This window comes from Dictyoglomus thermophilum H-6-12 (assembly GCF_000020965.1).
Taxonomy (GTDB): Bacteria; Dictyoglomota; Dictyoglomia; order Dictyoglomales; family Dictyoglomaceae; genus Dictyoglomus; species Dictyoglomus thermophilum.
In genome coordinates this window covers 1594075-1617957 of sequence record NC_011297.1, presented here as the reverse complement: position 1 = coordinate 1617957, position 23883 = coordinate 1594075, and the positions used below count along the sequence as shown (strand labels likewise).

The 23883-nt window shown below is 32.9% G+C and carries 20 protein-coding genes; 11 read left to right on the top strand and 9 right to left on the bottom strand.

Annotated features, from left to right (window positions below; translation table 11 throughout):
- Positions 1-8 precede the first annotated feature (8 nt).
- Positions 9-767, top strand: a complete 759-nt coding sequence (locus tag DICTH_RS08045) for an SDR family NAD(P)-dependent oxidoreductase (protein WP_012548552.1) — start codon at positions 9-11, stop codon at positions 765-767.
- A gap of 151 nt (positions 768-918) precedes the next feature.
- Complete coding sequence (locus DICTH_RS08040) at positions 919-2100, top strand: FprA family A-type flavoprotein (RefSeq protein WP_012547698.1); 1182 nt, start codon at positions 919-921, stop codon at positions 2098-2100.
- A gap of 42 nt (positions 2101-2142) precedes the next feature.
- Here the strand turns inward: DICTH_RS08040 and larE are convergent, their stop codons facing one another.
- Positions 2143-2949 carry an ATP-dependent sacrificial sulfur transferase LarE gene (larE, locus tag DICTH_RS08035; protein WP_012548794.1) on the bottom strand — a complete coding sequence of 269 codons (807 nt, stop codon included), beginning with the start codon at positions 2947-2949 and terminating at the stop codon, positions 2143-2145.
- A gap of 111 nt (positions 2950-3060) precedes the next feature.
- On the opposite strand from larE, the gene nikR reads away from it, so the two are divergent.
- The 9 genes from nikR (at position 3061) to DICTH_RS07990 (ending at position 10858) form a co-directional block, all read left to right on the top strand.
- On the top strand, positions 3061-3468 hold the full coding sequence (nikR, locus tag DICTH_RS08030) for a nickel-responsive transcriptional regulator NikR (protein WP_012547888.1): 408 nt from the start codon (positions 3061-3063) through the stop codon (positions 3466-3468).
- A 104-nt stretch (positions 3469-3572) separates the two neighbouring features.
- On the top strand, positions 3573-4241 hold the full coding sequence (gene cbiM / locus DICTH_RS08025; RefSeq protein ID WP_012547722.1) for a cobalt transporter CbiM: 669 nt from the start codon (positions 3573-3575) through the stop codon (positions 4239-4241).
- 3 nt (positions 4242-4244) lie between these two features.
- The gene (locus DICTH_RS10240) at positions 4245-4589 is read left to right on the top strand and encodes a PDGLE domain-containing protein (RefSeq protein ID WP_012547963.1); all 345 of its coding nucleotides are present in this window, start codon (positions 4245-4247) and stop codon (positions 4587-4589) included.
- Positions 4582-5385, top strand: a complete 804-nt coding sequence (cbiQ, locus tag DICTH_RS08015) for a cobalt ECF transporter T component CbiQ (RefSeq protein WP_012547664.1) — start codon at positions 4582-4584, stop codon at positions 5383-5385. Before DICTH_RS10240 ends, cbiQ begins: the two co-directional genes overlap by 8 nt.
- Positions 5352-6098, top strand: coding sequence for an energy-coupling factor ABC transporter ATP-binding protein (locus tag DICTH_RS08010; protein WP_012548722.1), 747 nt, complete (start codon positions 5352-5354; stop codon positions 6096-6098). The genes cbiQ and DICTH_RS08010 overlap by 34 nt, the downstream gene beginning before the upstream one ends.
- A gap of 9 nt (positions 6099-6107) precedes the next feature.
- Positions 6108-7469 carry an MFS transporter gene (locus DICTH_RS08005; RefSeq protein ID WP_012547661.1) on the top strand — a complete coding sequence of 454 codons (1362 nt, stop codon included), beginning with the start codon at positions 6108-6110 and terminating at the stop codon, positions 7467-7469.
- 74 nt (positions 7470-7543) lie between these two features.
- Positions 7544-9268, top strand: a complete 1725-nt coding sequence (locus DICTH_RS08000) for a hypothetical protein (protein WP_012548621.1) — start codon at positions 7544-7546, stop codon at positions 9266-9268.
- A gap of 64 nt (positions 9269-9332) precedes the next feature.
- A complete protein-coding gene (locus tag DICTH_RS07995; RefSeq protein ID WP_012548214.1) occupies positions 9333-9623 on the top strand; it encodes an RNA recognition motif domain-containing protein in 291 nt (96 codons plus the stop codon).
- 86 nt (positions 9624-9709) lie between these two features.
- Positions 9710-10858 (top strand): alanyl-tRNA editing protein, encoded by a 1149-nt coding sequence (locus DICTH_RS07990; RefSeq protein ID WP_012547972.1) that lies wholly within the window; start codon positions 9710-9712, stop codon positions 10856-10858.
- Here DICTH_RS07990 and DICTH_RS10135 read toward each other — a convergent pair.
- The 8 genes from DICTH_RS10135 to DICTH_RS07955 form a co-directional block, all read right to left on the bottom strand.
- The gene (locus tag DICTH_RS10135) at positions 10838-12517 is read right to left on the bottom strand and encodes a GGDEF domain-containing protein (protein ID WP_012548376.1); all 1680 of its coding nucleotides are present in this window, start codon (positions 12515-12517) and stop codon (positions 10838-10840) included. The genes DICTH_RS07990 and DICTH_RS10135 overlap by 21 nt on opposite strands.
- Positions 12518-12581: 64 nt before the next feature.
- On the bottom strand, positions 12582-13820 hold the full coding sequence (locus tag DICTH_RS10130; RefSeq protein ID WP_049751890.1) for a glycoside hydrolase family 38 C-terminal domain-containing protein: 1239 nt from the start codon (positions 13818-13820) through the stop codon (positions 12582-12584).
- A 13-nt stretch (positions 13821-13833) separates the two neighbouring features.
- The gene (locus tag DICTH_RS10125; RefSeq protein WP_049751889.1) at positions 13834-15678 is read right to left on the bottom strand and encodes a glycoside hydrolase family 38 N-terminal domain-containing protein; all 1845 of its coding nucleotides are present in this window, start codon (positions 15676-15678) and stop codon (positions 13834-13836) included.
- Complete coding sequence (locus DICTH_RS07975) at positions 15675-16703, bottom strand: methionine synthase (protein WP_012548609.1); 1029 nt, start codon at positions 16701-16703, stop codon at positions 15675-15677. Before DICTH_RS07975 ends, DICTH_RS10125 begins: the two co-directional genes overlap by 4 nt.
- On the bottom strand, positions 16700-17677 hold the full coding sequence (locus DICTH_RS07970) for a methylcobamide--CoM methyltransferase (RefSeq protein WP_012547304.1): 978 nt from the start codon (positions 17675-17677) through the stop codon (positions 16700-16702). Before DICTH_RS07970 ends, DICTH_RS07975 begins: the two co-directional genes overlap by 4 nt.
- A gap of 14 nt (positions 17678-17691) precedes the next feature.
- Positions 17692-19368 carry a dihydroxy-acid dehydratase gene (gene ilvD / locus DICTH_RS07965; protein WP_012547994.1) on the bottom strand — a complete coding sequence of 559 codons (1677 nt, stop codon included), beginning with the start codon at positions 19366-19368 and terminating at the stop codon, positions 17692-17694.
- Positions 19369-19446: 78 nt separating this feature from the next.
- Entirely contained in the window at positions 19447-20604 is a 1158-nt protein-coding gene (locus tag DICTH_RS07960; RefSeq protein ID WP_012547395.1) for an iron-containing alcohol dehydrogenase, read from the bottom strand.
- A gap of 42 nt (positions 20605-20646) precedes the next feature.
- Positions 20647-23868, bottom strand: coding sequence for a diguanylate cyclase (locus tag DICTH_RS07955; protein ID WP_012548247.1), 3222 nt, complete (start codon positions 23866-23868; stop codon positions 20647-20649).
- Positions 23869-23883 lie beyond the last annotated feature (15 nt).

Sequence of the window (23883 nt, the reverse complement as noted above, 5' to 3'; positions counted from 1 at the left end):
AAAGGAAAATGAACTTTAAGGGTAAAGTAGTTCTTATTACTGGTGCGGGTTCTGGTATTGGGAGAAAAACTGCTATCATGTTTGCAGAAAGAGGAGCTAAAGTTGCTGTAAATGATATTTCAGAGGAAAAAGGCAAAGAGACTGTTGAGATTATAAAGAGTAATGGTGGTGAGGCTGTATTTATTTTGGGAGATGTTTCTTCTCCTAAAGATGCAGAGAGGATAATAAAAGAAGTGATAAACAATTTTGGTAGAATAGATATTCTTGTCAATAATGCAGGAATAGTAGTGTATGGTAAAGTTGAGGATACCTCTGAAGAAGATTTTGATAAGACTATGCTTATTAATGTGAAAGGCCCATTTTTCCTTTCAAAGTATGCTGTACTTGAGATGAAAAAGCAAGGTGGAGGAGTAATAGTAAACGTATCTTCAGAGGTGGCTTTAAGGGCAATTCCAGAAAGATGTGTATATAGTATGTCTAAGGCAGCACTTATTTCTTTGACAAAGTCTATGGCTGTTGATTATGCAAGAGAAAATATAAGAGTCAATGCTGTATGTCCAGGAACAACGTTTACTAAAGGACTTGCTGATAGATTAAAGAACTTGCCTAATGCTGATGAAGTACTAAAGCAGATGTCTGAGAGGCGTCCTATAGGAAGATTAGGAAAGGAAGAGGAAATAGCTTTTGCTATACTTTTCGCAGCTTGCGATGAGGCAGGATATATGACTGGAAGTATTATTTCTATTGATGGGGGTTTTACTGCTTAGGGGAGGAACAAGGGAGTTCCTTCCCTTTCCTCATTTATAATCTCTTTCAACTCCTCTTTTGTTATTGAAAAATTTTTGCAATCTTATATTATTAGTATTATAATTACTATTGAAAAATATACCTAAAAAGTATGAATTGGAGGGATTGAGAATGAAACCAAGGAAGATAAAAGAAAAGATTTATTATGTGGGAGCTCCTGACTGGAATAGAACCCTATTTGATGCTCTTATTCCTTTACCTGATGGAACCAGCTATAATGCTTATCTCATCTTAGGAAGTGAGAAGACTGCATTGATAGACACCGTAGATCCTAGTAAGAAAGATGTACTTTTTTCTTATCTTGCTGATATAGTACACATTGATTATGTGATATCCCATCATGCGGAGCAGGATCATTCAGGAAGTATTCCTTATGTATTAGAAAAATATCCTTCTGCTAAGGTAGTTACTAATCCAAAGGGTAAGGAGCTACTTAAATCTCATTTGCATATACCTGATGAAAGGTTTATTACAGTAAATGATGGTGAAGAGCTATCTCTTGGAGATAAAACTCTTAAATTTATATACACTCCTTGGGTACATTGGCCTGAGACTATGGTGACCTATCTTGTGGAGGATAAAATACTTTTTACTTGTGATCTTTTTGGCTCTCACTATGCGACTTCAAGTTTATATGTAGAAGATGAAAAAATTGTTTATGAGGCTGCAAAGAGGTATTATGCAGAAATAATGATGCCATTTCGTAGCATAATTCAGAAGAATCTTGAGAAAATCAAAGATTTAGATATTGAGCTAATAGCTCCAAGTCATGGACCTATTTATAATAATCCTAATTTCATTATCAATGCTTATAAGGATTGGATAAGTGATGAACCTAAAAATATAGTAGTTCTTCCTTATATTTCTATGCATGATAGTACAAAGATAATGGTAGACTATTTAGTAGACAGGTTAATTGAAAAAGGAGTAAATGTAGAAGTGTTTGATTTAGCTGTTGCAGATATTGGAAAGATAGCCATGGCTCTTGTAGATGCTGCAACTATTGTAATAGGTACTCCTACGGTACTTGCTGGTCCGCATCCTAAAGCTCTTTATGTTACCTACCTTGCAAATGTTCTTAAACCCAAAGCAAGATTTGTATCGGTTATTGGATCCTATGGATGGGGTGGAAGAACTCTTGAAATTTTAAAGAGCAATCTTACCAATCTTAGTGTAGAAATAATTAATCCTGTTCTTGTAAAGGGTCTCCCAGAAAAAGAAGATTTTAGGTTATTAGATGAGCTTGCAGAGAGTGTTTATTCGAAACACAAAGATTTAGGAATAGTTTCATAAAGATAGTTTAATAAAGGGGGAGAATAAAGTTTACTCCCCCTTTTACTTTTTTATCTCTTCATTCATGCTTCCCGTTCTATATCCTTCAAGGTCAAGAGTTATATATTTATATCCAATATCTTTGAACTTTTTAATAATTTTATCCCTTATATTCTCTTTCAAAATTAGATTAAAATCTTTCTTTTCTATTTCTATTCTTGTCATATTTTTATAGTCTCTAACTCTGACCTGTTTGAATCCTAATTTACTTAAAAAGTCTTCTCCTTCTTCTATTCTTTTTAGTCTTTCAATTTCAATTCTTTCTCCATAGGGAATTCTTGTGGCAAGGCAGGCAAGGGATGGTTTTTCTGAGGTAGGAAGATTAAGCTTTTTTGATAATTCTCTAATTTCTTCTTTTGTAAAGCCTACTTCCATTAAAGGACTTAGGATTCCAAGCTCTTTTAGGGCTTTTCTTCCAGGTCTATAATCTTTTAGATCATCAGCGTTGCTACCATCAAGTATGCATTTTATATTCTTTTCTTTTGCAATTTCTAAGATTTTTTGAAAATTATATTTTTTGCATATATAACATCTATCAGGTGGATTTTCTATGAATTCTCGCTTTCTTAAGAGCTCATCGTTGTTTATAATTATATGCTGTACTTTAAGCTTTTTTGCAAATTCTTTAGCCTCCTCAATCTCTTTTTTAGGGAAAATAGGACTAACAAGAGTGACTGCTAAAACATTTTCTCCGAGGGTATCTTTAGCAATCTTTAAAAGAAAAGTGCTGTCTACCCCTCCTGAGTAAGCTACTATAACTTTTTGGCACTCTTTTAGAAAATTTTTAAGCTTTTCTAATTTTTCATACATATAATTCACCTCAATTGTTTTTTAATATTATACCTAAAAAGTATGAATTGTAAAAACCTGTTTAAAGTTTTATGTTATAATTTATCAAAAATTCTGTTTAGGGGTACTAATATGACTAAGATTGTGCGTTTTGGGGTTTCTGTAGAGGAGGATCTTTTAGAGAATTTTGATAAGATAATAGAAAATAAAGGGTATAACAGTAGATCAGAGGCCATAAGGGATCTAATGAGAGATTATATTATTAAAGAGAAATGGAATATAAAAAGTGAGAAAGTGGCAGGGAGTATAAGTCTTATCTATGAGCACGATGTTTATGGCCTTTCAGAAAAGTTAACTGATATACAACACCATTATCACGATGTGATTATTTCCACCTTACATGTTCATCTTGATGAGAAGAACTGTATGGAAGTAATATTGGTAAGAGGTAAAGTTGAGAAAATTAAAAAACTCTATAATGAAATTTCATCCCTTAAGTGGGTAAGACATACAAATATATCCATCACTGATATTATTTAGTCTTTAAGTTTTTGCTTTACGATTTAGGTTTTGTTGATGTATAATTTTTTCTAGTTTTAAAGTAGCACTTTTTTAAAAATTTATAATACTTGGGGGTGTTAGAAATGCATATACCTGATGGATACTTAGGACCAGAAACTTACGGAAGCATGCTTGTTGTGATGGTTCCTATCTGGACTAAGGCTTATAACTCTGTAAAGAAATTTTTAAAAGAGAAAGATTTACCTCTTCTTGCTATTTTGGCAGCATTTTCTTTTGTGATTATGATGTTTAATATTCCTATTCCTGGAGGAACTACAGGTCATGCCGTAGGGAGTGTTCTTATTGCCATACTTCTTGGCCCTTGGGCAGCTGTACTTGTGACTTCTATTGTTCTTATAATTCAAGCATTGATTTTTGGGGATGGAGGACTTACTGCGATTGGAGCGAATTGTTTTAACATGGCCTTTGCAATGCCTTTAGTGGGATATTATGTTTATAAACTATTGAAAGGAAAGGCAAGTTTGGGTTCTAAAAGAGAGATTATCTCGGCAGGAGTTGGTGCATATTTGGGAATAAATGTAGCTGCTTTACTTACAGCAGTTGAACTTGGTATTCAACCTTATATAGCAAAAGATGCAAATGGCCTTCCTCTCTATTGTCCTTATCCCTTGAAAGTTACTGTTCCTGCAATGATGATAGAACATCTTTTAATTTTTGGTTTTGTAGAGGCTATTGTTACAATGGCTGCTCTTTATTATTTAAGAAAGATAGGTGCTGTGAAGGAGGGATAAGAAATGAGTAATTGGAGAAAATTAATTATAGGTATTTTTATTCTTGTTCTTTTGTCGCCTATAGGAATTCTCTTGCCAACCTTTTTAAACGCTGGGGCTGCTTGGGGAGAATGGGGGCCTGAAGAGTTAAAAGAGATGATAGGCTATATACCTAAGGGTTTAGAGAAGCTTTCTTCTCTCGCAAAACCTTTACTTCCTGATTATAATATAAAGGGTTGGGAAGACAAAGATCTCTTGTATCAGAGTATTGGATATATAATTAGTGGAGTTATAGGTGTTTTAATTGTTATGTTTATAACTTATTTGATAGGAAGGTGGGGCATAAAAAAGAAAAACAAGAATGAATAATTTTATAGATAAGACTTTATATGAGTTAAACAGATTAGTAAGAGACTTCTTATTTTTTGAGGTGGTGGAAAGTCCTGGGTTTTGGAGGGAGTTAAAGGATGAAATAAAAATAATAATTTTAGGATTATTTTTAATCTCCATAAGTTTTATTCATAACTTATATATTCTCATTTTGATATATTTTTTCTTGTTATCTTTTGTTTATCTTCTCAATATAAGATTAAGAGAGTTTTTTAAGCGGTCTTTTGGTTTTGTGCTATTTTTTACCATACTTATTGTACTACCTTATCTTTTTTTTAATCCTGAAAATCTTAGTATGGGTTACTCTCATAGAGGACTCTATGTTGCTTTGAGATTAATATTTAGAGTCTTAATATCCATTTCATTGGTAAATATTATCTTTTTTACTATACCTTGGGTAAGGATTATAAAAGGCTTACGAATCTTAGGAGTCCCCTCTTTAATTATAAGCATTATTTATATGACCTATAGGTACATATTCTTTTTTGCTAACTTAGCTGAGGATATTTTTTTGGCTAAAAAAAGTAGAACTATTGAATTTAGTTATAAAAGGGAATATTCTTTTATTGGTTCTGCCATTGGATTTTTGTTTGTAAAGGCAAAAATGCTTTCGGAAGAAATATGGCAAGGTATGGTTTCTCGAGGTTTTAGTAAAAATTTTTGTCCCGTTAAAAGGGAGAAATATAAAGCAAAAGATTTTTTACCAGTGATAATAGAGGTGTTATTAATTGGAGCTCTAATATGGATAGATCGAAGATTTTATTTAAATTGGTAGATGTTAGTTTTTATTACGTTCCAGAAAGGGTAGCTTTAAATTCAGTTTCTATTGAGGTAAAAGAAGGAGAAAGTATAGGGATATTAGGACCTAATGGGTCAGGAAAGTCTACTCTTTTAAAAATCCTTGATGGGCTTTTATTTCCCCAAAGAGGTAAAATTTTTTTTGAGGGAAAAGAACTTACCGAAAAAAATTTTGAAGATCCCTCTTTTAATCGTTATTTTAGAAGGAAAGTAGTTTTGCTTTTCCAAAATGTAGATGCCATGCTATTTTCACCTACTGTGAGAGATGAACTCGCTTTTGGGCTTTTTCAAATTGGTTATTCCGATTCAGAAATAGAAAATAAAATTATGGAGTGTAGTAGAAAATTTAGGATTGAAAAGCTTTTAAATAGATCTCCCTTTCAATTAAGTGAAGGAGAAAAAAAGAAAGTTGCTCTTGCCTCACTTCTTATAATAGATCCTGATGTCATTCTTTTGGATGAACCTACAAATGAGCTTGATCCAAGGAGTGTCAGAGAGTTACTTTCCTATATTAAGGAATTAAGAACTGCTGGTAAGACTATAGTTACTGCAACTCATGATTTGCAGATGGTAAATGGATTTTTTGATAGGATTTTTGTTATGAATGAAGAGAAAAAAATTGTAAAAGTAGGAGATTACGAAACTATTTTTTCCGATAGGGAGTTTTTAAAAGAGGTAAATTTGATATAATTTTTTGTTATGAGAGTAAGGAATCTATTTGATATAAGTTTTGTTGAAGATAGGGAATTAAGAAAAAGTTTAAGTTTGGTAATCCTTGGAGTATGTTTTGGGATTATCTTCTTTAATGTCACCCAGGGAGCACCTATAGCAGGATTTGCTAAAGAGCTTGGTTTTGGTGATCTCCTGTATGGTGTTATGTTGGCGATGCCTGTTCTTGGAGGTGCTATACAACTTTTTGCCTCCTATGTGCTTGAGAAAACAAGAAAAAGAAAGTTTCTATTCTTCCTGGGTGGTTTTCTTCAGAGGTTACCATGGCTTTTAGTAGTTATTTTGCCCTTTTTTATTCACGATAAGAATGTGCTCTTTTCAAGTATAGTTTTTTTATTAAGTATTACTGCTATTGGTGGTGCCTTTATAAATGTTAGCTTTATGTCATGGATGGGAGATTTAGTACCTATAGAAATTAGAGGAAGATTCTTTAGCCATAGGAGTATGCTTGCAACTTTTGTTTCACTAATCAGTGGTCTTTTAATTGGAGTCTTCCTTGATAAATTTTCTAATCTTTATGGTTTCGCTATAGTATTTACTTTTGCGGTGATTTTGGGAATTTTTGATATCTTATGTTTCATATGGGTATATGATCCTCCTATGAGAAAAACTGATTTTTCTAATGTTAATTTTAGTAAGCTTTTTAAAGAATCTGTAACTCATCCTAAGTTCTCTCGCTTTTTGTTATTTGCTATTTTCTGGAATTTTGCTTTAAATATTTCTGCTCCTTATTTTAACCTTTATATGATAAAGCATCTTAAAATGAGCTATTTTGATATAGCTCTTTTTGTACAAATTATTAGTAATGTTACTACAATTCTTTCGGTAAGAATTTTAGGCAGATTAATAGATAGGTTTGGGAATAAACCTATTCTTGAAATAAGTACCTTTATTGTGAGTTTTTTACCCTACATATGGTGTTTTACTACTCCAAATAACTGGCTGTTTTTTGTAATACTTGTTCAGATTTTTGCAGGAATCTTTTGGCCTGGCATTGATCTTTCCTTTAATAATTTGGCTTTAGGGCTTTCTCCCGATGAGAATCGTTCTTTTTATATTGCAGTATTAAATCTATTTGTGGGTATCACTAATGCTGTCTCTTTTATACTGGGAGGTTATATCATAGAATACGTAGCACCTCCTATAGTTAATTTTATAAATAATCTTCTCCATATTCATCTTGTAGAATACCACCTCATATTTATCCTTTCTGGTATATTGAGACTTGTCTTTTCAAGAACTTTTATTCCTAAAATTTCTGAGGAAAGGTCAAAACCTGTTGAAGAATTGACGAATCATATTGTTAAGAGAATTAAAAAGATAAAACCATAAAATTTTTTAATTTTATTGATTTTTTAAAATTATTGTTTTAATATTAAATTATCTTAAAAACCCAGGGGGAAATCATGAGAAAAATATTTTTGTTTAGTATCCTTTTTGCCTTTCTTTTCTTTGGATTGGCCGAGGGGAATCAAGAAGGATTTAACGTACCAAGTATATCTCCAAGTGTTAAGAACATAAAAATCAGATTGGATGTTCCTCTTGTATTGAGTCCTTCTAATGTTAATATAATCACTATTAAAAAAACTCCTATAACTTTTAAACCTTTTGACTACAACTTCTTTAAGATCACTAAGAGTCAGGTAATAACTTTGGAAAATGGAAACAAAATTACAGGAGAGGAGTTTTTAAGAGAGATAAACGAAATTGAAAAGAAGTTAAATTCTTACGGGTATTCTTTAAGGGATAAAGAAGAAGAGATTGTTATACAAAAGATTTTAATCAAAAGAGATGATTTAGAGATGCAAAGAAAGCTTCTAAGAAGTATTACTCCTTTTGCTGTTCTTCAACCTGTCCAAAATGAAGAACCTATGAAGGAATTTAAGGACTACAATTTTTCTAAAAAGTGGGATCTAGACTTAGGGGATAATAATTTTAATATTAATATCTCTACAAACCTTGAGATGAAAGGGAAAGAAAGTCAAATATTGACAAATGCTTATGCTTTGGCAGAAGCTGGAATCCTTGGGCGTAAAGCTCAATTAATAAAGATTGAGACTAATCTAGTTTCGGGAAATAATAATGGTGATGATGCAAAATTAAATGTATATATCTTGGAAAAAAAGGAATATTCTAAGAATTTTAAAACTAAATATGATCTAAAGGAAAATTTAAGATATGGTGTAGACTGGGGATTTCCAATAAGTGCTCCTGTAGGGCCTTTTAATATAACAGGAACTTTTGGCATAAGAGGAGGAATAGGATTAGAGTTAAGCTCCAATTTAGATAGTTTAAGTTGTTCTATTAGCGTAAAACCCTCTATAGATACAAAAGCTTTTGCAGAAATTGGTATTGATTATAAAGTGGCATCGGCTGGCGTAGGAGGAGAGCTGACTATATTAAAGGATGAGCTTTTATTGAAAGGATCGTTAGCCTTGGTTTTGCAGGACCCGTTGTATAACTCTTTCTTCAATGTGTCCGCTTTGGGAGAGAACAATTTAGATGCTTTATCAGGAGATTTATACTTTTTTGTTAAAGTAAATTATCTTGTAGGCTCTAAGAAATTCAAAGCCCAGATATATGAGTGGGATGGATTTTCTTATAATACTTCTCTTTTTAATTATTCTTTAAATGAACCTGCTTATAAGGATAAAGTCATGTGGTTAGTCGTAAAAGATATAAGGGGTATAACTCCCTATACTGCAAGAAATGAGAAAATAGACATATCTTCAAAGAGATTTTACGTGGAGGCAGTAATAGGAGGGGAGACCTTCTCTACTATGATACCTGACACCGATGGCAATGGTATTGCAGATCATGATTGGGTTTTGAAAATTCCTTTAAGTAGTAGAAGTATAGAAGTGCCAATAAAGATTAGAGTGATTCAAGAGTATTATGCGAGAAGTTTAAAATTCAAGAATGATTTGGACATTTTAAAAGGGGAAGGAAAAGATTTAGATTTTATCCTTGATTTAAATACTGAAACTTTGAAGGGAGCAGTTAATGAAAAAATAGGGAAAGATTATATATGTACAGGAGATACTAACTATTTTGGGGAGAGGTACCATACTATTACTGTAAAAGTTACTCCCAACTTAGAATTTATGCCTGCTTCTGATAAAGCAAAATAAAATTTGACAAAAAAAATAATAAGCGTATAATTAAAGAATAAATTTTTTTAGGAGGTACGTTAAATTGGTTAAGACACTGTATGTAGGCAACCTTTCATGGCAGACCACCGAAGAGGATATCAAAGGACTTTTCGGAGGAGAAGGAGAGATCCAAAGTGTTAGATTGATTACCGATCGTAATACTGGAAGATCCAAGGGATTTGCTTTTGTAGAGACTACCGAAGAAGTAGCACAGAAGCTTATTGATTCTTACAATGGTTATGAATTTAATGGAAGAAAGATCGTTGTAAGCGAAGCAAGGCCTAAGGAAGAGCGTAGGTCTTATTCTGGTAGAAATCATACCAGAAGATTTTAAATTATCTAAAAGATTGATAATTTGAAAAGTGAGAAGCCTCTGCTAAAAAATAGCAGGGGCTTTTTATTTGCTGTATAATTAAAGACATGAAAACAAGAAAGATTTATTACGAAGATCCAGAAATTTTTAGGTGGAAAAGTAGAATTGGAAAGATAAAGCAAGAAGGAGATTTCCTTCTAAGCTTAGACGAGACTATCTTCTACCCTGAAGGTGGAGGACAGCCCTCAGATAAGGGAGAGATAATAGGGGATGGCTGGAAAATCTTAGTTGATTATGTTTTTGAGGAAGATGGAATAATATGGCACAAGGGCAAAAAATCTGGGGAGAGATTTCCCAAAGTAGGAGAAGTAGTTGATATCTTTATAGACAAGGATCTACGCAGGGAGTATATGGAACAGCATACTGCCCAACATCTTCTTTCAGCTATTTTAGAGAAGGAATATTCCCTTGAAACTACAGGCTTTCAAATTTTTGAAGATCATACAAAGATTGAAATTCCTTATAAAGGTTTAAATCCAGAAAGTTTTATTAAAGAAGTAGAAGAAAAGGTTAATGATTTCATTGGTAAGAATATACCAGTCTCTATATACTGGAAAGATGAAAAAACGAGGATAGTTGAAATTCCAGGGCTTGATGTAAATCCTTGTGGAGGACTACATGTAAAGAACTTAGGAGAATTAAGGGTTTTAAAGATAGTAGATTTTTACAGAAAGAATAATATATATTGGCGAGTGGAATTTGTAGCAGGAAGAAGAGTGATTAAGAGACTTGAGGAGAGGGAAAAGGAATATAAGAAAATTAAAGAACTATTGGGAAATCCTGATATTGTTGAAGGAGTAGAGATACTTTTGGTAAAAATAGAAAATTTAGAGAGACAAGTTAAGAAGTTTAAAGAAGAATTGAATTCCTATAGAGCTGATTTACTCTTGAAAGATGCAATAGAGGTTGGGGGTTATAAATTGATTTTGAAGATTTTAGATCTTGAGATGGAGGACTTAAAACATATAGCTCAAAGACTTTTGGCAAAAGAGGGTATTTTAGGTGTTCTTTTTAATTCTCAAGGACAAGGTTTTGTGTTTGGTTCAAAAGTGGAGAATGATATTTGGGATAAGGTTCGTAATATTCTTTTGAGCAATGGATGGAGAGGGAGTAAAGAAGGGAATTTTTTACAGGGTAAGATAGAAAATCCAAGTAAACTCATAGAGGAAATCTTATTAAGAATTTCCCACGATTAAGGTTTTATTTCTTTCTTTTTTAGCTTTATAAAGGGCATTGTCTGCTAATATTAACAGTTCCCTGGCATTCTTAGAGTGGGTAGGAAGATTTGATATCCCCATACTCAAAGTCCCTATTTTTTCATCAATTTTAATAGGAATTATGTGCCTTTCTATATTCCATCTGACTCTTAATTTTTCCCCTACTTTATAAGCCGATTCTAGGTCGGTTTCAGGCAGGATACATACAAATTCTTCCCCTCCAAATCTTCCTATGGTATCGATATTTCTTGTATTACGTAGTAAAAAAAGAGCCAATTCCTTCAAAAAACTGTCTCCTATAATGTGTCCGTAAGTATCATTTATATTCTTGAAGTGATCGATATCTATGAATATCAAGCTTAAAGGTCGGTTATACCTTAAGGCTCTGTTTACCTCGTTTTCTAAGATTTCGTCGATTTTTCTCTTATTATATACCCCTGTGAGTGGATCAACGTAAGACAGCTTTTCAGTATGTTCGTAGAGAAAGGAGTTTTCAAGGGATACAGTAAGATGATATAGGATTGAAAGAGTAGTATCTTGTAGATCATTAGAAGTAGGAGTTGACGTTGCTATAAACCCATATAATTTTTCATTTCTCCTTAGTGGAATGAGGATATAATCTTCAGGAACATTGTAGGCAAAAAGTTTTATGTCTTTTGAGGTATAGAAATTATTATTGGGATTGAAGTTTAACATGTCTAAAATTTCTTTTGCTTCTTCTCTATTGATTATTTGTAAATTTTGATAAAACTCCTCTTTTTCTATAGGGTTTACGATATAAACATCATAAATTTTTATGGGAAAGTTTCCATTACAAAGTTTGGCTATTACTTTTGCTACGTCTACAGGTTTTTTAGCCATATTAAATTCTGAAATACATTGAAGAAGTATGCTTAAGTTAGTTCCTTTTTGTTGGAGAATTTTTTCATAAGAACTTATTATGTTTTTCATAGATTTTTCAAAGTCAATAATCTTTCTGGTAAGGGTTCCAATCTCATCCTTTCTATTTATCTCGTGACTTTCTATATTCATTGAGACATTTTCTAAAGTTAAGTTTTCAGCTAATTTTTCAAGGGGTTTTACATAGGTGTACTTCATGGAGTAGTAAAAAAGTATGGTAAAGAATACTTGGAGAGCAAGAAGAGGTAGAGAAAAGGAGATAGCAGAAGTTACGATTTTATTTCTTAATTCTTTTGCATTATAAATAAATATTAATTCTGTAGAGTTAGAGGAATTTTTTGTTAAAGGATAAACATAAAAATAGTTGTCTTTGTAATAAAGATCCTTTTCTGTGAGAAGATTTTCAGGAAGGGCTTCATAATCTATTGTGGGGATTATACTATATGTGTTATTACTTTGGATAATTATGCCTCCAACTTTAAGATCTTTAAGTATTTGATTTCCCTTTATTTTACTTTCTATTTTTGATATAAAATTTTGAGGGTTTTCAAAGTCTATTATTAATTTGCTTTTTTCAGAGATGGAATTCAGGCATAGGTTGACGTAATTTTGGATTTCGGCTTTAAAATTTCTAAGATATTCGTTCTTTATGACATTTACAAAAATAATTTCTAAGAAGGTGAAAAATATCAATGATATGCATATATAGTAGAGAAATATCTTGTTCTTAATTTTCATTATTGGTCTTACCCTCACCCAAAGAGGTATTTTTTGATTTTTATATCACAAAAATTTAAGTAGTTCAATAAATTACTTTAATGGTTTTTATTTCAAAAGGTCTTATATGTAGTTTAAGATTAGAATTTTCAATACTTATCTCTTTTTCCGTATCCTCTAATAAATTTGTTTCATAGATCTTTCTAACTGAGATATTGAATTTTATATTAACATCTTCTTCTTTTCCTAAGTATTCTACAAATCTTAAAATTATTCCCTCTTCATCTTCTGCTTTTTTCAGTGCTCCAAGTATTACGTTCCTTTTATCCCAACCCAAAAGGGATTTTTCTCCTTTATATTCATTAAGATTCATAATATAAAGAGGTCTATTAAGTTCCTCTGCCTCTTTTATGGTGGATTCATTTAAGGGGCCTAAATGGGGTAAAATAGAGTATGTAAAAGTGTGTATACCTACATCTGCAGTATAATCAGGGGTTAGAGGTGATCTCAATAAGGTTATTCCTATAGTGTTTTCATCAATGCTATGACCATATTTTCCATTATTAAGTATGCTTACTCCAAAATCTCCTTGGGAGAGGTCAATAAATCTATGGGCTGGAATTTCAAACTGAGCTTTTTCCCATGAGGTATTTTTATGTACTGGTTTCCAGTAAATACCATAAGGTATTTCGTACTGCACAATAGGAGCAAGTATATTCATAGGGAAATATGCTCTTAGCACGGTCCTTCTTTCGTACCACTCAATTTCACTTACAATATCCAATCTCTTTGAGTAAGAATAGAGGGTATAGTGCTGAACTATTTTTGAATCTTTGTATCTTTTTACTACTTTTATCCTTGCTCTTAAAGGACCCTTTTCTAATACCTCAATTTTCTCCACGTCTTTTATTTCTCTTCCAAATTTTTCGTAATTCAAAGGTATATCCCAAGCTTCCCAGTATCTTGGTCTATCTGGAAATACGAAGAGTTGATTTCCTCTCTCTTTAAAAATTTTTCTGTTTAAGTCTTTGTATAGAATGTCTATAGTTCCATCCTCGTTTATTTCTACTTTTAAAAAGGTATTTTCAAGGGAATTTTTCTCAACAACAAGATCGGTTTCTATTTTCTTTGCTTCCTCTTTAGAGATTTTGAGAGTTATAAAGCTAAAAGGCTCAATTAATATGTCTTTTGAATAGAAAAGCATTTTATTATCGTAGGTTTTCTGGGAAGGTAAAATTTCGTCTTTATATATGAGGGATAGATTTTGACCAGTATCAAGTTCAAATTTTAATTCTTGAGGGAAAGAGGTTGGATTGTATACCAAAAGGTAATCCTTTTTAGCCGATGAGGGGAAAATTAATCTTAAAATCTAAAATTTCTTTCATTTCTTTTTCAGTATCTTCATAGACCTCTTTTATAGAGGATCCAGGAAGGATGTCATGAAATTCATTTCTTAGAAGTTTTTTCCAATTTTTATCTATTTCTTCCTTAGGATAAGATATATTCTCTAAGATATTAAGTATGGTACTTAGACTTTCTATGGTTATTAAATGATTTTCTGCCATCCTGTGTAGTCTTTTTATTCTCCCTTGGGTTGTAAAAGTTCCTCTATGAAGTTCTAAATATAGATCTCCATAATACAATGGAAGTTTTTCTTCGTTTATTTTTTCTAAGAAGTCAATTGGATTTTCTTTTTTAATTTCAGGAATTAAAGGAAAATCTTTAAGAAGATTAAGTCTTTCAATCATCTCATAGGTGGGACCACCGCCTCCATCACCATAACCATAGGAGTAAATAAGTGAACTTATTATGTCTTTTTGTTGGAAATCATTAAAAGTCTTCCAAATCTCTTTAATCTCTGTGGTTCCATTATAACCACAGTTTTTTCCAAAAATATGAGCTATAACCTTTGTTCCGTCTATGCCCTTCCACAAGAAGAGATCATAAGGAAAAGTATTAGTTTCATTCCAAGTTAGTTTTGTGGTTGCAAAGTATTTAATTCCTGACTTTTTTAGAATTTGGGGAAGATTAGGATTGAATCCGAAGGTGTCGGGAAGCCATGCAAGTTTACATCTTATTCCAAATTCCTTTTCGAAGAACTTTTGGGCATATAAAAATTGCCTTACAAAGGATTCTCCACAAGGAAGTTGACAGTCGTTTTCTACCCATGTTCCTCCCTCAATTATCCATCTTCCTTCTTTTACCCTTTCTTTTATCTTTTCAAAAAGATAAATATTATTTTCTTTTATGTCTTGGTAAATCTGGGCACTGCTTTGAAGAAAGATAAAATCTGAATAGTTCTCCATAAGGTTGAGAATAGTAGAAAAGGTTCTTTGAGCTTTTCTTATAGTCTCCTCTCTTGGCCATAACCACGCATAATCTATATGAGCATGTCCTATGGCATATAACTCTCCTAAGTTGGGATATTTCTCTTTTAAATGAGAGAGCATTCTTAATGCTAATTGGGAGTAGTGAATAATGGACTCTCTTAAATCGTTGGGTATGGGTTTCTCAATGTTTTCAAATTCAGGCTGGCTCCAAAGTCCATTTATAAGGTCTAAGGTAAATTTTGTGTTTTGAATTCTTTGTATAAATTCCCGATGGGAACTTATTAAATCAATTTTGCCAAGGGTTTCCTCTAAGATATTTTGGACTCTCTTCTGGAGTTCTTTATTTGTCTCTTCTAAGAGGAGGCCAAATTCCCTTATGAGATAGAAGGCGAGCCATGCTCTATATAATTCCTCATCTTTTTGGTAAATGTATGCTTCTTTGAAAATTGGATTTTTCTGATTTTGTCCGAAAAGGCCTTTAGGAACTGCCTCTATAAGAAAAAGATAGTCTTCTTGATAGGGGATTTTGTGATCCTTATGATAGGGATTTATACCAGCATAAGGCTTTTTATTTAAGAATAAAAAAGCCTCTCCACCTACATCTATATGTATATAAAGGGGATAGTTTTTGAAGTTTTCTAATAATTTGAATCTTTTTACGAAATATACGGGGAGAGAAACCTTTTTCCATCTCTCCCCAAGTTTTATTTTTTCTAAGTTTGATAGGTTTTCAGCTTCTTCTTTTTTATCTGTAAAGCCCCATTCATCTAAGATATATTTCTTTATAATAGAGTAGCTATAAATTTCGTCTAACCAAAAGTTCCATTGTTCTAATAAATATTTCTCACTCATAAATCTAATTTTATGGTAATTTCAGAAGGATAGCCTTGTTTTACCAATTCCTCTCTTACTTCCATCACAGCTTTAACCATATTTTCCAATTTTGCCTTTGCCTCTTCCCATGTTCTTGTTTTTAATCCACAATCAGGATCAATAAATACTTGTTCTGGATTGAAATGTTTTAATGCTTCTTTTATTCTTGCTTTTATCTCATCTACACTTTCTATTCTATGGGAGTGTACATCGATGACTCCAACGGCAATATACTTTTCTCTTGGAAAACCCTCATTCTCTATAAGAGGATATAGTTTATCAGCGTTATTGGTGAATTCAAGATCAAATTGATGGACAGGGAAGTTCACTACTTCTTTCCATATTGGTCTAAAGTCACCATAGCAAATGTGGGTTATAAGAAAACTTCTTAAACCTCTTGTGGTAATTTTGAAAGCCTCTTTTGCTATTTCGATCTCTTCTGGATGAGTTGGAACTGCAGGTTCATCTATTTGTACGAATAGGGCTCCTGCTTTTTCTAAATCTAATGCTTCTTGATTTATTACCTCTGCAAGATCAAGTACTAAATCTCTCTTGTTATCATAATACTCGTTAAAGGACCAGTCTGCTATAGTATAAGGTCCTGTTAACATTCCTTTTACAGGCTTTTTCGTCAAACTTTGGGCATATTTAAACATATCCACAGTAATAGGTTTTGTTCTTCTTATCTTTCCTATTACAATAGGCTTCTTGTAATACCTATTTCCGTAGGATCTTACAAGGCCACTTATGGTAAATCCTTCTAAGTTTTCGGCAAAATAGGTTGCCATGTCTCCTCTTTCCATTTCTCCATGTACTAATATATCTATTCCTATTTCTTCTTGTAATCTTATAACTTCTTCTGTAGCTTTTAACTCTAACTCGTGAAGAGTAGAATAAGGAATTAAGCCTCTTGCATATTGATTTCTTGCCTTTACTAAATAGTCTGGTTTGGGGAAACTTCCTACGCTAGTTGTGGGTAATATGGGAAGTTTTATTTCTTTCATTTTCTCTCACCTCTTACTAAGTTTACTCCTTTTACGAGATTTACTAGTTTATCGTAAGCCCTTTCTCGAGGTAGATATTCAAGGCCACAACTGGGATTAACAAAAAGTTTGTCTTCAGGTATGCATTCTAATGCCTTTTTAATAAGACTTGCAATTTGTTCTGGGGTTTCAAGTTTTGTATTTCTTGCATCTACTATTCCATAACCTAAGGCAAGATTTTTAGGGAATTCTTGTATTATCTCAAAATTTTCCTTTCTAGAGACAAAATCAATCCCAAAAGTATCTACAGGAAGATCCTTAAGTCTGTTTTTAATAGGAATTACTGTATGGAAATAAGTATATATAGCCAAATTTCCCGAGAAGTATTTTCTTATTTCTTTATAAACTTCTATAAGTAGATCTATATCCTCAGGATAATACTGTATGGAGGGTTCATTAAATTGAAGATATTTAACTTTGTTTTCTTCTAGAAGTTTTGTTTCTTCTATAAGGGCATTAGTATAGGCTTTTACAAGTTTTTCAAGATTTTTATAATATTCGTCTCTGCTAAGTCTTCCTAAGGTATATGGTCCTGTGAGTACTGCTTTTACCGGGATACTGCCTGCCCATTTTTGGGCTTTTTTCCAATCTTCTACAATGATAGGTTCTTTCCATTTTATTTCTCCAACGATTACAGGCTGTCGGTAATAAGTGTTGTTATCGAAGTACCTTATAAGTCCTCCAATTTGAGTTCCTTCAAGTTTTCTAGCAATGTAACTTTGTCCATCTTCCCACCTTATTTGTCCATCGGTTATTAGTTCCACACCAGCAGAGATTTGTTCTTCTATAACTTCTTGAGTTACCTCATCAAATATTTTTTCTAATTCTTCTTTTGTAATTTTGCCCTGATCATAAGCATGAATAGCTTTTCTTAATTTTGGTTCTCGAGGTGGATTAGGTATTTTAGGATAATGATCTACAACTGTTATAATCATCTCTTACCCTCCTTTTATTCATATATATCTTTTAAAACTGCCCCTTTGCTAGCAGATGTAACCAATGCTGCATATCTCCTTAAGTAACTAAATTCGATCTCTCTCTTAATGGGTTTCCAATCTTTCTTTCTTTTTTCCAGTTCCTCATTGCTTAATTTTACATTTAAAGTTCTATTAGGAATATCTATTTCTATGATATCACCATCTTTTAGAAGAGCTATAGGACCTCCTTCGGCAGCTTCGGGAGATATATGGCCGATAGCAGCACCTCTACTCCCTCCTGAGAATCTTCCATCAGTTATTAGTGCTACATCTTCATCAAGGCCCATTCCAGCAAGGGCAGAGGTAGGGCCAAGCATTTCTCTCATTCCTGGTCCACCTTTAGGGCCTTCGTATCTTATTACCACCACATCTCCTTTTTTAATTTTTCCTGAATATATTTCTTTTATAGCTTCCTCTTCACTATTAAATACTCTTGCAGGTCCTTCATGTTTTAACATCTTAGGAGAAACTGCAGATTTTTTAACTACAGCACCTTCAGGAGCAAGATTACCATATAGTATGGCAAGACCTCCATCCTTAGCATAGGGATCTTCTAAAGGTCTTATTACGTTTCTATCTCTTATTACTGCACTTTCTGCTATTTCTCCTATGGTTTTACCTGAAACTGTTAAAGCATTTGGGTCTATCAAGTTTCCTTTAAGAAGCTCTTTTAATACTGCAGGTATACCTCCTGCCTCGTGAAGGTCTTGAATGTGTTGAGAGGAGGCTGGACTCAATTTACATATATTGGGAGTCCTTTCATTGATCTTTTGAAAGGTATCTAAGGGTAAATCTACTTTTGCCTCTTTTGCAATTGCAAGCAGGTGGAGAACAGTATTTGTTGAGCCTCCAAGGGCCATATCAACGGCAATGGCATTCTCAAAAGCTGTCCTTGTTAAAATATCACGAGCTCTTATATTATCTTTTACCAATTGAACTATTCTTTTTCCTGCTTCTTTTGAAAGTCTTTTTCTCATACCATCATAAGCAGCAGGTAATGTTCCATTATAAGGTAAAGCTATTCCTAAAGCTTCTGAGAGACAGTTCATGGTGTTTGCAGTAAACATTCCTGAACATGAACCACACCCAGGGCAAGCATATTGTTCTAATTCATAAAGATCCTCCTCTTTTAAGTTTCCTGCTTTTACCTGTCCTATACCCTCAAAAACGCTTATTAGATCTACATCTTTTCCTCTCCATCTTCCTGCAAGCATAGGGCCACCACTAAGGATAAGGGACGGTAAGTTAAGTCTTGCTGCAGCCATTAACATTCCAGGTACAATCTTATCACAATTAGTTATAAGTATTATTCCATCCAGTTGATATGCCTCTACCATTGCCTCAATAGAATCTGCGATCAGCTCTCTACTTGCAAGGGAATACTTCATTCCTTTATGTCCCATGGCAATGCCATCACATATTCCTATAACTCTAAATTCTAATGGGGTACCTCCTGCCTCTAAGATGCCGTATTTTACTGCTTGAGCAATTATATCCAGATGAATATGGCCAGGTATCATTTCATTTCCAGAATTTACCACACCTATAAGAGGTTTTTCTAATTCATCTTTTGTATATCCCATAGCATAAAACAAAGATCTATGAGGAGCTTTTTCTATTCCTTTTTTTACAGCGTCACTTCTATGCATAGGACAAGCCTCCTTTTCCCCAAAAAAGAAAGATTTACAAAATCTTAACAACAATAAGATTATTATGTCAAGAGATTTTTATAAACAAAGTTCTAAAATCTTATATACGTCTTCTTTAGTTAACCTTTTTACATTTCCTATGGGACCAAACTCAGTAGCTTTTTCTGCCATTTCCTCTAAACGTTCATTATTTATTCCTATTCTCGAGAGTTTAGTAGGAATGCCTAAACTTTCATAGAACTCTATAAGTTTCTCAATACCTTTTAATCCTACTTCAAAATCGTCATCTCCTTGAATGTTCCATACATTTCTTGCGAAATTAGCAAATTTATGAGGAATCACATCTATAACATACTTCATCCAATGAGGAAATACTATAGCAAGCCCAAGCCCATGAGGAATATCATAGATGGCAGATATGGCGTGTTCAATTGCATGAGAAGCCCAATCTTGCTCTTTTCCCACACCTATTATTCCATTAAGAGCATTGGTTCCACACCAAAGTATTACCGCTCTGCTTTCTAGGTCTTCTGGATTTTCTACGAGCTTAGGGGCTGTCTCTATTACTGTTTTCATTATAGCCTCTGCAAACCTATCTTGAAGTATTGCATCTTCTGTTTTATCGAAATATTGTTCGAAAACATGAGATAGAATATCTACAATTCCATAAAGAGTGTGGTTTAAAGGAACGGATACTGTATTTTTGGGGTCAAGAATAGAAAATTTAGGGTATAAATAAGGACTTGAGATCGCTAATTTTTCTTGGGTTTCCATATTAGATATGACAGCATTCCCATTCATTTCTGAGCCTGTAGCAGCTAAGGTCAATACAACTCCAATAGGCAAGGTAGGTTTTATGGGTATTCTTTTTGTAAATAGGTCCCACACATCTCCATCATAAGTTAATCCTGCTGCAATTGCCTTTGCTGTGTCAATGACACTTCCACCGCCTACAGCAAGTAGTATATCAATTTGGTTCTCTCTTACTATTTTTATTCCTTCTCTTACAAGATCTACTCTGGGATTAGGTTTAACTCCGGAAAGTTCATATATTTCAAGATTTTCCTCTTTTAGTAAGTTTATCACTTTATCGTATAAGCCTATTCTCTTAATACTTCCTTGTCCTGTAATAAGAAGTACTTTCTTTCCATAATTTCTAACCTCTTTTCCCACCTCATTAGTTGTGTCATTACCAAAGATGATTTTGGTTGGATTATGAAATACAAAATTTCTCATTAGGAAATCCTCCTTTTTAGGTATGTTTTTTTAAAAATTATATCATTCAATCTCTCCTTTTTCTAATAGTTCCAAGAATGCTTGAGCAATTTCTGGATCAAACTGCTTACCCATGTTTTTCTTTATCTCACTAATAATTTCCTTCTTAGAAAGGCCTTTTCTGTAAGGTCTATCGGTTTTCATTGCAGAGTAGGCGTCTGCTACTGCTAAAATTCTTGCAATAAGTGGGATTTCTTTCCCTTCAAGGCTTTGGGGATATCCTTTTCCATCGTATCTTTCATGGTGGTAGAGTATTGCCTGGAGTAGTTTTTCCATCTTGGGGAGTTGATTTAATATAAGGTATCCTAATCTGGGATGCTCTTTGATGATTTTCCATTCTTCTTCGGTCAATGGTCCTGGTTTTTTAAGTATTTCAGAAGGTATTCCTATCTTTCCAATATCGTGAAGTTTTCCTGCAAGTTCTAGTATCTCAAGATCATCTTTAGAGAGTCCTAATTTCTCTCCGATTTTTCTTGCATACTTTGCCACATCGTTACAGTGGACATAAGTGTAATTATCTTTACTATCAATAGCGTTTATTAGGCCAAGAAATACATCAAAATTAGGAGCCTCTTTAGAGATTGGAGTCTTATAGGAATAAGATATAGTAGCAAAGGAGTCTCCTCCAGAAGTTTTGGCTTTGTACATGGTGGTGTCTGCAAGAGTTAATAGTTTTTCAGGTTCGTAGGTGTCATCAGGATAGGAGGCTACCCCTATACTTACTTTTATTGGTATTTTGTTATTATCAGGTGTTACAACGGTTAAATTTCTGATGTTTTTTAATAGCCTTTCTGCAAATTTAGTAGCGCCTTGTAAATTGGTTTCTGGTAGGATTATACAAAACTCATCTCCACCGTAGCGTCCTACTATGTCAGTCTTTCTACAGGAATTTCTTAAGGTCTTTGCCAGTTCTTTTAATACCTGATCTCCAAAAAGATGTCCATAGGTATCATTAAATAGTTTAAAATCATCCACATCTATAACCATAGCAGAAAGAGGTCTATTATATCTTTTGGCTCTTTCTACATCTTTGTTAAAAGCTTCTTCTAAGGCTCTTCTATTTAGAATTCCTGTAAGAGGATCAATGGTAGCTAATTTCTTTGTCTCTTCAAAAAGAAGGGCATTTTCAATTGCTATGGATATGTAATTTGCTATGGTTTTTAGCAAATTTAAGGTTTTTTCGGTATATATATCCTTTTCATGCTTAAGGAAAATAGCTCCTTTTACTCCTCTTCCTGTGATTAAGGGAACACATAGTATGTTTTTCTTTTGTCCCTTTCTTAATATAGGCTTATTATTCTTTATAGAGTCCATTATTATTTTCTTATCCGAATCTGAAAGTTTTCCGTTTCCTTTTTTGACTTTTTTCACTTTTATATCTAAGAGGTTTTTCTCCTCATCCAATAATATCAAGTAAAAGACATTGTAATCAAAAAGGTTTGCTATTTTGCTTGAAACAAGATCCCATATTAGTTCTAATTCAATAGAAGAGGTTATGGTATTTCCAATTTCGTTTAAAATTGATAGCTCTTTAATATGTTCTATTAATTGATTTTCATACTCTTTTCTCTCTTCGAATAATCTTGCCCCTTGGATTCCTGAACTTATTTGAGCTCTGAGTATTTCATAGAAGAATCTATGAAGATTACTAAATTCAAAAAGAGCATAACCAAAGAATGTGTCTTGGAAGTAAAGAGGCTCAACAATATATGTAAATCTTCTTTTGGGTAGAACATTTTTGGGTATTAGTCCATTGGAGAAATCTATATCTTTATACTCGCTATCTTCTGAGAGACCAAAAAGTAGATTCTTTTTATTTTGAGAATCTTCTTGTTCTATAATGTAGAAACTTTTTATTCCAAGATTTGGTAGATTTTCTTTAAGGGAATTTATAATAGAGCTTTTGTCAAAAGAAGAAATTAAGTTTATGCCAAATCCTGTTAACTCTTGAAAGTCTTCTTCTAAGCGAGCCTTTTGATATCCTTGAGATCTTTCCGCATAGTCACTTATCATAACCCTTGCCTGGTGCCAAAGATTTTCCGCAAAGATTAGATCTTCTTTCTCTATATAGTATATGAGAAATCTTCTTAGAATAGAGATGTAATCTTGAAAGTATCCTAGTTGAGGGTTAATTAGTTCTTTTATCTTGAGAAGTTTTTGTAGGTAGTTAAGGAAGGGCTCTGGATCTTTTTCTTTTAAACTTTTGAGAAAATTTTCATAAAGGTTTAGTATTTCATCTTTTTCCAAATCATATGGAACCTCATTTGCAACCTTTATAAATTCTTCTTTTAGCTTTTCTAATTTTTCTAAACCAAAATTTAGATTTATCTTTTTAACTTCTACTTTTGCTCTGTCTAAAGCCGAGTACTTACATCCACAAGAATCTCTTATAATCAATTTTGTGGGAAGAGGTTCTATATTTTGTACTTCTCTTCCCTCTATTATTTCCATTAGAGTTTTTATGGCTTTTTCTCCCATCTCAAATAGGGGCTGTCTCACAGTAGTGAGAGGTGGAGTTATAAAGCTTGCTTCTTCCACATCATCAAATCCAGTGATTTTGATGTCTTCTGGTATAAGAAAATTTCTTTTCTTTAATTCTTCAATGGCGGAAAGAGCCATATCGTCATTGGATGAAACAATTATCTCAGGTCTTATTTTTCTCTCGTCAAAAAAGGTTCTTATAGCTTCTTTTCCAGCTTCATGTAGAAAATTTCCATAATATATGTGGTCTTCGGGTACTTTTATGTCGTATTTAGACATAACTTCCATGAATACTTTATATCTTATTCTGGCTTCAATGTTGTCCATAGGACCAGTTATAAAGGCAAACTTTGTATAACCATGGTCTTCAATAAGGTGAGTTAGAAGTTCTCTAAATCCTTTTATATTGTCTACGGAAAAGCTTGGAACTTTTTCTAAAGGTAGACCAATGCTTACTATAGGTATCTCTTCAGAAAATAGTTTGCAAAATCTTACTATTTCTTCGTTTGGGGTATGAGAGCTTAAGGCAGAGGTAAAGATTATTAATCCGTTTATATCTTTTTTAGATATTAAATAATAAATTTTGTTAGCGTTTTTTTCATAATCAAAGGGAGAATTTAGAGGTTTTCCTACAACACAGTAAAGATTTATGTTATTTTTCTCTGCATATGCAAAAATGCCTTTTAAAATATTCCATTGATATACATTTAAATTATCTACGAATATTCCAATGTTTCTTCTCATTGTTGCCTCCCCCCT

Bases quoted from the DNA above. Each gene is read 5' to 3' on its own strand.
- DICTH_RS07975 (WP_012548609.1), bottom strand. From the start codon at position 16,703: ATGAAAGAAATAAAACTTCCCATATTACCCACAACTAGCGTAGGAAGT.
- larE (WP_012548794.1), bottom strand. From the start codon at position 2,949: ATGTATGAAAAATTAGAAAAGCTTAAAAATTTTCTAAAAGAGTGCCAA.
- ilvD (WP_012547994.1), bottom strand. From the start codon at position 19,368: ATGCATAGAAGTGACGCTGTAAAAAAAGGAATAGAAAAAGCTCCTCAT.
- DICTH_RS07960 (WP_012547395.1), bottom strand. From the start codon at position 20,604: ATGAGAAATTTTGTATTTCATAATCCAACCAAAATCATCTTTGGTAAT.
- cbiQ (WP_012547664.1), top strand. From the start codon at position 4,582: ATGAATAATTTTATAGATAAGACTTTATATGAGTTAAACAGATTAGTA.
- DICTH_RS10135 (WP_012548376.1), bottom strand. From the start codon at position 12,517: ATGAAAATTAAGAACAAGATATTTCTCTACTATATATGCATATCATTG.
- DICTH_RS08000 (WP_012548621.1), top strand. From the start codon at position 7,544: ATGAGAAAAATATTTTTGTTTAGTATCCTTTTTGCCTTTCTTTTCTTT.
- DICTH_RS08045 (WP_012548552.1), top strand. From the start codon at position 9: ATGAACTTTAAGGGTAAAGTAGTTCTTATTACTGGTGCGGGTTCTGGT.
- DICTH_RS07990 (WP_012547972.1), top strand. From the start codon at position 9,710: ATGAAAACAAGAAAGATTTATTACGAAGATCCAGAAATTTTTAGGTGG.
- DICTH_RS08005 (WP_012547661.1), top strand. From the start codon at position 6,108: ATGAGAGTAAGGAATCTATTTGATATAAGTTTTGTTGAAGATAGGGAA.
- cbiM (WP_012547722.1), top strand. From the start codon at position 3,573: ATGCATATACCTGATGGATACTTAGGACCAGAAACTTACGGAAGCATG.
- nikR (WP_012547888.1), top strand. From the start codon at position 3,061: ATGACTAAGATTGTGCGTTTTGGGGTTTCTGTAGAGGAGGATCTTTTA.
- DICTH_RS10240 (WP_012547963.1), top strand. From the start codon at position 4,245: ATGAGTAATTGGAGAAAATTAATTATAGGTATTTTTATTCTTGTTCTT.
- DICTH_RS10125 (WP_049751889.1), bottom strand. From the start codon at position 15,678: ATGAGTGAGAAATATTTATTAGAACAATGGAACTTTTGGTTAGACGAA.
- DICTH_RS08040 (WP_012547698.1), top strand. From the start codon at position 919: ATGAAACCAAGGAAGATAAAAGAAAAGATTTATTATGTGGGAGCTCCT.
- DICTH_RS07955 (WP_012548247.1), bottom strand. From the start codon at position 23,868: ATGAGAAGAAACATTGGAATATTCGTAGATAATTTAAATGTATATCAA.
- DICTH_RS08010 (WP_012548722.1), top strand. From the start codon at position 5,352: ATGGATAGATCGAAGATTTTATTTAAATTGGTAGATGTTAGTTTTTAT.
- DICTH_RS07970 (WP_012547304.1), bottom strand. From the start codon at position 17,677: ATGATTATAACAGTTGTAGATCATTATCCTAAAATACCTAATCCACCT.